The organism is Vibrio sp. La 4.2.2 (assembly GCF_027586995.1).
Taxonomy (GTDB): Bacteria; Pseudomonadota; Gammaproteobacteria; order Enterobacterales; family Vibrionaceae; genus Vibrio; species Vibrio mediterranei.
Genome location: NZ_JAPPTJ010000007.1, coordinates 171,651 through 182,650 on the forward strand (window position 1 = coordinate 171,651; position 11,000 = coordinate 182,650).

Here is an 11,000-nt window from a genome sequence, read left to right on the forward strand (position 1 = left end):
TTTAGGACTCTAGGGACATCAAAAAAGGGAATTTATACATGGCACAAGTAACACTCACTAATTTAGTTAGCAAACTCTCACCCGAGTTAAAGCAGGCTCTAGAAGTATCGGCTGGAGCAGCAATGAACCAAGGGGTGCCTGCTATCGAAGTAGAGCATTGGATTTTGCAGCTCATCTCACAGAAAGACAAAGGTCTAGAAAATCTCTGTCGTTCTCAAAACATTGCTCAAGATGCTTTGGTTAGTGAACTCACGGATAAAATCACGCGTCTTCCCAAAGGAAGTGAAGGACAACCAACACTAAGCCATGAGCTCACTGAATTGATTAAAGATGCGTGGATGATTGCCTCGGTAAACTACGGACATGGTGAAATAATCAGTCTGCACCTTATTCAGTCCATGCTTCAACAAAACGTAATGGGTGTTTCCGCTTTGAAACTTGAGAGTTTGAAAGATGTTTCCACTGAATCTTTACAAGGTCTTATTCGAAAAAGTGGTGCGTCGACTTCTACCACCTCCCCTGGCACCAGCACAGGTGGTGAGTCGTCTAGCGGTGGCGATGCGCTCTCAAAGTACACTATCAACCTGACCCAACAAGCTCAAGATGGCAAGATCGACCCCATTTCTGGACGCAACAGTGAAGTGCGCAAAGCTATTGATATTTTGTGCCGTAAGAGACAAAACAACCCTATTTTCGTAGGAGAACCTGGCGTCGGTAAAACCGCAGTGGTTGAAGGATTAGCGCTTCGAATTGCAACTGGCGAGGTGCCAGCGGCGATTCAAGGTGTTCAAATTCACTCTCTCGACCTTGGGCTCCTCCAAGCAGGAGCAAGCGTTAAGGGTGAATTTGAAAACCGACTAAAAGATGTCATTAACGAAGTTAAAAGCTCCGAGGAGCCCATTATCGTCTTTATCGATGAAGCACACACGTTAATTGGTGCTGGCGGTGCAGCCGGACAAAATGACGCTGCTAATCTGCTGAAACCGGCCCTGGCTCGTGGAGAATTCAAAACCATCGCAGCAACAACGTGGGCGGAATACAAAAAGTACTTTGAGAAAGATCCTGCTCTAACCCGAAGATTCCAAGTTGTCACCATTGAAGAACCAAACGCAGAAGACGCAATGCAGATGCTAAGAGGGGTTGCCGACTCACTTCAAGGACATCATGGTGCCTTCATTACCGAATCAGCCATTGCAGCCGCCGTTAATCTATCAATACGCTATTTACCATCAAGACAGCTTCCAGACAAAGCCATTAGCTTGCTCGACACTGCAAGTGCTCGAATTGCCTTAACCCAAGGCGCAAAGCCAGAAATTATCGAGTCTTTAGAGCAAATGATTCGTTATCAAGAAAACGAATTGATGGCATTGGCTAAAGAGCAAGCGCTGTTCGGTGGCAATGAAGCCGATATTGCAGAAGTCACACAGCAAAAAGAGCAAAAACAAAACAAACTCGATGCCTTGAATAGCCAGTGGAATCAAGAAGTTGAGCTAGTTGATAAAATTAAAGCAATACAATCTGATATCAGCAATGCGAGCGAAGAAACCGAAAACCCTGAGCAAATGACTGAAGAACTGAACAAGCTGAGAGATGAATTGGCAGAGTTACAAGGAGAGACTCCTCTGGTTCACGCATTAGTTGATGAAGGAACGATCGCTGAAGTGATTGCAAACTGGACCGGAATTCCCGTCGGAAGCATGTTGAGTGATGAAATTAATAAGCTGCTTACTCTGGAAACCGAGCTCGATAAACGAGTGATTGGGCAGAATGTGGCAAAACAAGAGCTCGCTAAAGCAATTCGTATTTCCAGAGCTGGCTTGACGGATAACCGTAAACCTATCGGCGTATTCTTGATGTGCGGCCCAAGTGGTGTTGGTAAGACTGAAACCGCTATGGCACTTGCAGAACAGCTCTATGGTGGTAGCAACGACATGACCATCATTAACATGACGGAGTTTAAAGAAGAACATAAAATATCAATGTTGCTCGGTAGTCCGGCGGGCTACGTGGGCTTTGGTGAAGGCGGTGTATTAACCGAAGCGATTAGACGCAACCCCTACTCTGTTCTGTTACTTGATGAGATGGAGAAAGCACATCCTGGTGTCCACGATCTCTTTTATCAAATCTTCGATAAAGGACATATCAAGGACAGTGAAGGCCGCAGTGTCGATTTTAAAAATACCATTATTATCATGACCTCAAATGCGGCTGACCAAGCTATTTGCGATGCTTGTGACGAAGCTGAATCCCAGCTTGATAACAGCACGCTGTTAGAAATGATTCGACCTGACCTTCAACGTTACTTTAAACCTGCATTTTTAGGCCGTACGACCATTGTGCCTTACTACCCACTTAACGATAGTGAGTTAGGCAAGATAACCGAAATATCACTGAATCGTATTAAGAAAAAACTGGCTGAGCAATACCAAGCATCATTCCGATGGGATGAGTCGTTCATTAACTACGTTGTGGAGAAAAACAACGACCCAACAACTGGCGGTCGTGCGGTAGAGCAGATCATTAATCGCTCGCTCATGCCCAAGTTAGCTGAAGAGTGTATTAATCGCTTGAGCAGACAAGAAGCCATAAATCATGTGGAGGTCTCCGGTGATGACAAAAATGGTTTCTCTTTAAGTATTAGCTAGCAAAAAGGCGATAGTGATGAGTCGACAAAAAACGGATATTCAGGATGAAAGCGTAAACAGCAAGTCTCGCGGTATGTTACCGGGGCTTAGCTTCAAGCTTTCTTTCGCTATTTTTTTCGTCTTGTCACTGTCTATTTTCCTGACCACCAGCTTAAACTACCTAAATTTTGATAAGCGTTTAACTGAGACGACTGACTCCAAATATAAGGTGGTCATGCAAGAAACCTTGTCCGACATCAACAATGCTATTGCCTTCGGTGTTCCTTTGCATGGCATCAGCAATGTACAGTCTCTATTGGAACGTCATTTAGCCAGCGTTTCTGGCCTAATCGCTCTTGAAGTTACCGATAGACAAACTGAGCGGCTCTACTTTGCCAACCACGCAGAGGTCTCTATCGCAGAAAGCCAAACTAAACAGCTACGCACACCTATTTACAATGCATTCGGTCAGTTGGACGGCGAGATCTCACTCACTTACTCCCTCGAACATTTAGGCTCGTTGCGCAGTGGGCTCATTTCAAAAAGTGCTTTCTACGCTGTAATTTGGATCGTTATTGCGACACTGTGTAATTTAATTTTCATTCACGGTATCACAAAGCACATGTTGCGCCGAACCTCCGAGGTCGATCAATGCTTGTCGTCGCAAGAAATTGCAGGATGTAAATTTGAGCTTGCAAGCCAAATTATGGAAGGCAACCAACAGCATTTAACCCGTTGGCAAAAATTCAGACAAAGACACACCACGATGTTGATTCTGGTGTTGGCATTCACCACCACTTTTGTTGCCAACTTTATGACTTCATTACAAATGATGGACTACTTCGCGGATATCTATCAACAAGAATTAAACGAAAAAGCCTCCATTATTGCCTACTCCCTCGTTCAATTACTAGATTACCTCATCGCTAGTGGCTTTGATGTCGCTAATCTACGTGGTCTTGATAGTGAACTAGCCAACTATCTGGTCAATCACAACGACATTATCGCGATTTCTATCGTCCAAGAATCACAAACATTAGTGAACGCTGGTGCTCAATTCGATGAGTTGCAACTCAACACCCATTTATTTCCACTCAATAACCACGACACCATCGCCTTAACCATATCATCGGACAAGAATCTCGTTGCCACTCTCCTTAAAGAGAACTTGCTCGATATGTTATCCATATTGGTTGCCTCTTTGCTAGTCGTTACTGAAGTGATTCTTTTCCTTTGTAACTATATGATCATGTCACCGTGGCACCAATTAAAACAGTTAGTTGCTCGGCTCAGTAAAGGCTTTACAGACATGACTGCTAAGGTCACAAGCCGCGATGAAATCAGCTCGCTGCTTGCAAAAATTAACCGAACAACTCTAGCAGAAAACACCTCACAAACATCGATAATTGAACATCAGAACTATCGTTTTGTCCGCCTGCCCTTATTTTTGTTTGTCTTTGCCGAGGCGGCATCTCTCTCTTTCTTCCCCAACTATGTCTCGACCTTAGTGATGGATGTCTCTTGGATACCATTAAGTATGCAAGCGAGTTTTCCTATCTCGTTATTCATGTTGGTCTGGGCGATTTCTCTACCCTTTGCAGGATACTGGTCAGATAAATTAGGACGACGTAAGGCGCTAATTATCGGTGGTTTGGTTATCACAGTTGGCATGGTTTCCACCAGTTTGTGCAATACATTATCTGCGATGCTTCTCAGCAGAACGATTACCGCATTAGGCTATGGATTAGTGTTTATTTCAGCGCAAGGTTTTGTCAGTGACTATACCGACAATTCAAATAGAACCAAAGGTATGGCGACGTTCTTGTCTTCGTTCTTCTCGGGCTCCTTGTGCGGAGCAGCTATAGGAGGCTTGCTTGCTGACCGTATTGGATATAGTGGCACCTTCTTCTTAGCTTCGGGGATCAGCATCGTTGGCGTGTTGTTAGTTTGGCGCTTCTTCGAACAAGGCGACAATAACCAGTCTTCAGTGCCAATTAAGCTATCCGACTTCAGTGATCTATTGAGCAATAAACACTTTGCTCTTATAAGCTTTTGCAGCGCTATTCCAGCCAAAGTAGTTCTTACCGGCTTTCTCTATTATTTATGCCCCGTTTATCTGCAGCATCTTGGCGAGAGCAATGCCATGTCCGGACGTATTTTGATGATCTATGGGTTAGCCATTGTGGTAATCTCGCCCTTAACCGCGATATGGATAGACAGATTTAAAAACAAACTTGTCTTCGTAGTGATTGGCGGACTGTTGTCCTCATTTGCTTTGCTCAACATCTATTACTTTAATGGCACCCTTGGATTGCTAGTTGTTGTTCTCGTTGTTGGTGTAGCTCACAGCATCGGTATTTCACCACAGATCCCTTTGGTGATGAGTCTAATGAAAGTCTCCACCAGTGAACGGGGAAAAGCGATTGGTATTTTTAGACTTACAGAGAGGATCGGTAATGTGACAGGCCCTATTTTAACTGGAGCATTGCTTGGCATTTATGGGTTTATTAACACCGTAATGATCCTAGGCGGACTGCTATTTGTCAGCACTATAAGCCTTGTATTGGTGTATTACTTTTGGCAAAAGAAAGACAAAATATTTAGTGACGTTGAAGGAGCTTCCGCATGATTAAATCGCTTCAATCCATCGTCTTAATCGTAACTTTGCTGCTGACGTCGATAGTCTCGGCAAATGAAGATAGTCCTAACTCTAACTTGCAGGACTCCAAACATGTCGTCATGCTGCTTTGGCGAGGAGTGACTCAAGCAGAGCAAGGGTTTGTTGATGAAATGAATAAGAATGATAGCGTCCGAATCACTATTTTAGATGCGGATAAGAACCGAGAAACTTTAGCAAAGCACATCGACTCCCTTGAAGGTCTTAGACCTGATCTTGTTTATACCTTTGGGACCACCATTACCTTGTCACTTTTGGGTAGCACTAATGCCCCTACAAAGTTTAATAGTAGCGGTGAAATACCGGTTGTCTTTAATATTGTGAGCGACCCTATTGGCTCAAAAATAGTAGATAGTGTGGATAGTTCACAAAGAGCCCAAAACTATACTGGGGTTAGCCATATTGTCCCCTATGAAGTGCAGCTTAACGTCATCAAAGAACTGGGAGACATCCGTACTGTTGGTATTTTGTTTAACCCTTTAGAAAACAATTCGCAAATAGCCGCGAACACTTTACTGGCCGTCGCGACACAAAACGGTATTAACGTCAAACGCTACCCAGTCCAGAAAACGACTAACGGAATAGAAAAGGCCAATATTCAATCTTTGGTCGTCGAAATGAAGAACGACGACGTGGATTTAGTGTACCTACCGGCAGACTCGCTACTGATATCGAATGCTAAAGTAATTACTGATATTGTTCACAGTGCGGGGCTACCTACTTTCTCAGCCACAGAATCACCAATACGCAATAGCGGTGCGCTTGTTGGTGTTGTTAGCCGCTATTATTATGCTGGTCAATTTGCGGCCTTTAAAGCGCAGCAAATACTCACCGAAGACACTTTTGCTGGAGATATACCCATTGAAACGCTCCAACAGTTTTCCTATATCGTTAATGCCGATACCGCAAATCTAATTGGGTATTTCCCTCCCGTTTCTATGTTGAAAATTTCAGAGTTAGTAAGGAATAAGGATGTTCTTGAAACCCCATAACATGACAAGTTATCTATCATTTTCAAGGCGATGTACTTTGTTGCTCGCTAGCACCATAGTTGCATATGGTGCTACGGCTAATACGATAGGTCCATCTAGGTTGATGTTAACAACCCAAGACTGGCCTCCCTATCAATATTATGAACACGCCGAGATGAAAGGTGTTGCGATTACTACAGTGAAGTGCGCACTTGGTTCAATGGGTCAACCATACCAATTTACTATGACCAGTTGGTCTGATGCCCAAATGCGAGTCCAAAATGGCAATCAGCATGGTTTTTTTGTCGCGACCGAAACTCTGGAGCGAAATGAGTATGCAGCAGTTTCAACCCCAATCGCCGAACAGAAGATTAACTGGTACTTCGGGGCTGGTGTCGATCCCAAGATCACCGAATTAAATAAACTCAACCTCAAATTTTCTGCAAAATTTGGGTCAAACAAGTGGTTTTGGCTTAAAAGACAGGGATTTAACGTAGTGAAGCAGCCAAGAGATGCTAAAGTTTTATTAAAGCTGTTAAAACAACGTGAAATCGACATTGCACTTGAAGACCAACTGGTTTTTGAAAATGAGTTAGACGTAGCTGGATTGTCCAAAGACTACTTTCGCTCACAGCATATGGAAACAAAAAAGATGGGGGTCTACTTTTCAAATCGATTCCTCAACGAATACTCTGGGTTCTTAACAAGCTTTAATCGCGCAGTGGAAAAGTGTAAGGGGTAACCATGGCCATTAGTATTCATTTAGTGTCAATTCCGGAGCAGGAAGCCGTCGCGTCCCGAATTGTCCACCTTCCAGAGGAAGGTGGTGTGATTGGCCGCAGCCCAGATTGTGATGTAGTTCTGCCAGATCACTCCAGTCGAATATCGCGTAAACATGCTGCCATCACTCTCACCAGTGACGGTTACTTTATTCAAGACCTAAGTCGCAATGGCATTAATCTCAATGATAAATCGGTACAAGGTGGACTTCAGCTACCTATTAGCGATGGCGATATCATTGCAGTAGCAGATTACAGTCTTCTCGTCAGCACATTGACGGCTTCGAAAGCGGCTGTGGTCAATAAGGAAGTCGATGTTGATACCCTTAGTTTCAACATCGACGCCAGCGATGATGTTGATTTTCTTGAAACCAGCACACTCAGTTCAATACAAGTCGACCCTATGACCAACGATTTTTCTACCCAGAACGTACTGGCCGATGACCCATTTTCATCGGATCCTTTTGACGGTTTTGAACAGGAAGAGATTTCTCGATTTGAAGAGCCAATAAACAACGTCCAACACGTCAACTTTAGCGAAGAATCAGCGCCATCTTCGACCATTGAATTCGTTCCTATGAATAGAGAAAACGATGACATCACCTCCTCGTTACAGCAGCTCATTGCGCTATCAAAAGAAAACCAAAGCCTGTTGCAAAACCCATCATTTCAACACGACCAACTTTTTACTGCCTTGGAACAGACCATAGAACAATTTTTAGATGAGTTCTGCCCTGAACAACTGGAGTCTCAGTTTAATGAATATGTAGGCAACAGCCTGTTTGTTAACAAAGAAAAGCGTTACTGGCGCATTTATAGAAAGACCTTTGAGCGCAGACAGAAAAATGGCGATTTTCGCCGCCAATTTAAGGCGCTGTTTATCGAAAATATGCAGCGTGGAGGAGAAGACTAATGCGGTTTTCAATGCTATCGACCGCTTTGTTTGTACTCAGCATTACAGCATGTTCTTCCGACCCTGTCCCAGTGACCACGGCCTATAGCATGACTGTTAATGCGGACGATACCATTAACAAATATCAATCTGACTCGGCCAACCCTGTCGTGGTCAGATTATATCAACTCGCAAGTAAAGAGAGCTTCGAGCAAAGCAGTTTTATTACTCTGTATAACTCCGACCTCCAAGCGCTAGGAAGTAGTCTGGTGGTCAAACAAGTTTTACCGTCAGTGATGCCTGACAGTAACCAAACTATCTCACTAGATATCAACAAAAATACCCAGTACATCGCCGCATTAGTGGAGTATGCCAACTACCGTGAAAGCAATGGAAAAGCAGTAACTGCTGTACCCACTGATGGTGAAAGTAGCATCGCGCTTAGACTATCTGGACTTAATGTAGAGCTTGACATCGTCGCTCCTGAGTCTAGTTGGTGGCAGATATTCTGATAGAACGATAAAAAGGATTTTTCGTGGACGCGCATAAGAAAGTAGTATGGAAAGAAGGCATGTTTATTGCCCCTCAACATTTTCAACAGCAGGATAGATTTGTCCAAAACTATGTCAGACAAAACGTCGACACACTCTCTCATTTTGCCCCATTTTTTGGTTTGACGGAGCTCTCTATTAACACAGACCTGTTAAAGATTGGAAAGTTAGCCATCACCCAATGCTCTGGGATTTTCCCCGACGGCACTCAGTTTAACACCGTCAAAGAAGTCGCCATAAATATCCCTGTTGGTACTGTCGATAACACTATATATCTTGCTCTACCTTTAGCTCTGCAGGGCAATAACGATTATTGTGAGGATGAGAGTGGGACAAGCCGTTATGTCACCAAGTCCATCAATGTATTTGACTCAGCGACTCATGAAAACACCAGCCTTGAAGTAGATGTCGCAAGATTAAACGTTCAACTTCTCTCTGACCACGATGATCACTCAGGTCACTCATTGATTCCTGTTGCTCGTATACTTGAATGTACTGAGGCTGGCGAGGTCATTTTAGACCGAGCATTTATCGCAGCGTGCCTTCACTACGGAGCTTCACGTTATTTGACGGATAAAGTTAAAGAAACTCACGCCTTATTGGTCAGTCGGACGCAGAACTTGTTTAAGCGCATTCAAGCAGGTCAAAGTCAAAAAAGTGACCAGTCGTTAATGCTTGACTACCTATGGCTACAGACTTTGAATAGTTGGATGCCTTGGTTTGATTTGACATCACAAAATGAGCGATATAGCACTTATGACTTGTACGTGCACCTCAATCGTTTTAGAGCTGAGTTAATGGCATTGAGCCCTGAACTCGCTCCAGAAGCGAGCGCGCTAAAAGTCGATAAGTTGTACAGTAACTTCAGTCCACTTTTTGCCGATTTACGTAACCTCTTGACGCTTGTTCAACAAGACTCAGTAATAGAGTTTACTTGGGATACTGCACTATTTGAGAAACGCCGACTACTCCGAACCATTATTAAAGACCCATTATCTGTCCAATCAAGACGCTTTGTACTCAGTGTGACCTCTTCATTGTCAGCAGGTGAACTCAGTGACACCTTCATAGCTGCGGCGAAATTAAGCAGTAATACCCGTATTGTTGAATTGGTTCGCAACTCTCTCTCGGGTATCAGCCTCACAGCTCTTCCTGTTGCACCAAGCGAACTTAAACCGGTTCAAGGTACTACCTATTTTGAACTCAATACTTCAGACCCTATGTGGCAAGAGATGCTAACTATGAGGGATGCCTTGGCACTTCACGTCGATACTCGTGTGCCTGATCTTGAAGTACACTTATATGCGCTGAGGTAATCCATGCTCGACTATTTGGATGAAGAGACCGTCATTTGGGAACAAGACCCCAAAAAGAAAATATCAGAAGTTAATTCTGATAAGCCTGCGGTATTTCGAACACCAGATGCTACACAAATGGAGTTTCTTAAGCACTTCGACAAATCAGAAAATCAGCTTATCAATATCAGTGCTGAGCTCTTGGCGGTGACATTAAAAATCGACAGTATTCCCGAACCAGACGATATCGCCGAGTTAAGAGAACAATTGGTAGCGAGGATTAGTGACCTCAAGGATAAGGGGAGTCACCTCAATTATCCCGTAGCTGTCATTGATAAGTTGTGCTTCTTATTTGCCGTAGTTCTTGACGAATTTATCGTCTACACCGACTGGGGGGAAAAACGCGGTTGGGAAAACAAAACACTTCTCAGTGAGCTGTTTGGAATGAGAAATGGTGGGGAGCTGTTCTTCTCCGTAGCAGATAAGGCTGCGAGACAACCCAATAAAATGATCGACCTTATCGAGATCATCTATCTTTTCTTGAGTATTGGATTCAAAGGGCAGTATCACTCACAAGGTTCTGAGCAGCTTAAACGCTTTATCCACCAGCTAGAACAAATATTAAGTCAATACCGCCAATCAACTCGCATTCATTGCCAAACTCGCGTGACTCACCCTAAAGTTCGTCGTCCTAGCCGCAAAAAGCGCTATGCCGTTATCAGCTTACTGTTCGCTACACTTATCGGCTCAACGCTAGCCCTCACCTACTTCTGGTACAGTAAAACTCTACCACAACGATCTCGAGATTTTACTTATCTGCCAGATTTCAGCCAGCGATATATTCTGTCCGGACAAGTTAACGATATTGTGTTTATTTCGAGCGATAGCGACCTTTCGTCCCCTCCTATTAGAGGAAGCCGAGTAGAAGCTCAACAGAGTCCACGTGTTGCCGCCTCTCCAATTAATAGTGACTCTAAACTCTGGTTAGTTCAGCTCGCTACCTTCTCGAATGAACAAAATGCACAGCTGTTTATCGAGCGTTTGAGCGCTAGCAAGTACGAGCCCCGAGTCGATAGTTACAAACAGTATTTTAGAGTAGTAGTCGATGTTGATGATCGTTCACAAGCGATTGAAACCCAGAAATGGCTCAAAGATAACCAAAATATCGATTCAATTGTGATCAAGACAAACAAACAACAATAACGATCTAA

General features: G+C 43.7%; 8 protein-coding genes. All 8 read left to right on the top strand.

Going from position 1 to position 11,000, the window contains the following annotated elements:
* Nucleotides 1-38 precede the first annotated feature (38 nt).
* Genes tssH through icmH form a run of 8 tightly spaced genes read left to right on the top strand, consistent with a single transcriptional unit; the run spans nucleotide 39 to nucleotide 10,992 of the window.
* Nucleotides 39-2,645, top strand: coding sequence for a type VI secretion system ATPase TssH (gene tssH / locus OH456_RS17505; RefSeq protein WP_270033964.1), 2,607 nt, complete (start codon nucleotides 39-41; stop codon nucleotides 2,643-2,645).
* 16 nt (nucleotides 2,646-2,661) lie between these two features.
* Complete coding sequence (locus OH456_RS17510; protein WP_270033965.1) at nucleotides 2,662-5,253, top strand: MFS transporter; 2,592 nt, start codon at nucleotides 2,662-2,664, stop codon at nucleotides 5,251-5,253.
* Complete coding sequence (locus OH456_RS17515; RefSeq protein WP_006070765.1) at nucleotides 5,250-6,293, top strand: ABC transporter substrate-binding protein; 1,044 nt, start codon at nucleotides 5,250-5,252, stop codon at nucleotides 6,291-6,293. The genes OH456_RS17510 and OH456_RS17515 overlap by 4 nt, the downstream gene beginning before the upstream one ends.
* Nucleotides 6,274-7,014, top strand: coding sequence for an ABC transporter substrate-binding protein (locus tag OH456_RS17520; protein ID WP_420883062.1), 741 nt, complete (start codon nucleotides 6,274-6,276; stop codon nucleotides 7,012-7,014). The genes OH456_RS17515 and OH456_RS17520 overlap by 20 nt, the downstream gene beginning before the upstream one ends.
* A gap of 2 nt (nucleotides 7,015-7,016) precedes the next feature.
* On the top strand, nucleotides 7,017-7,964 hold the full coding sequence (locus OH456_RS17525) for an FHA domain-containing protein (RefSeq protein WP_270033966.1): 948 nt from the start codon (nucleotides 7,017-7,019) through the stop codon (nucleotides 7,962-7,964).
* On the top strand, nucleotides 7,964-8,455 hold the full coding sequence (gene tssJ / locus OH456_RS17530; protein ID WP_006070768.1) for a type VI secretion system lipoprotein TssJ: 492 nt from the start codon (nucleotides 7,964-7,966) through the stop codon (nucleotides 8,453-8,455). The genes OH456_RS17525 and tssJ overlap by 1 nt, the downstream gene beginning before the upstream one ends.
* Nucleotides 8,456-8,478: 23 nt before the next feature.
* Nucleotides 8,479-9,810, top strand: a complete 1,332-nt coding sequence (tssK, locus tag OH456_RS17535; protein ID WP_124939804.1) for a type VI secretion system baseplate subunit TssK — start codon at nucleotides 8,479-8,481, stop codon at nucleotides 9,808-9,810.
* Between the two features lie 3 nt (nucleotides 9,811-9,813).
* Nucleotides 9,814-10,992, top strand: a complete 1,179-nt coding sequence (gene icmH, locus OH456_RS17540; protein ID WP_240205973.1) for a type IVB secretion system protein IcmH/DotU — start codon at nucleotides 9,814-9,816, stop codon at nucleotides 10,990-10,992.
* Nucleotides 10,993-11,000: the final 8 nt, after the last annotated feature.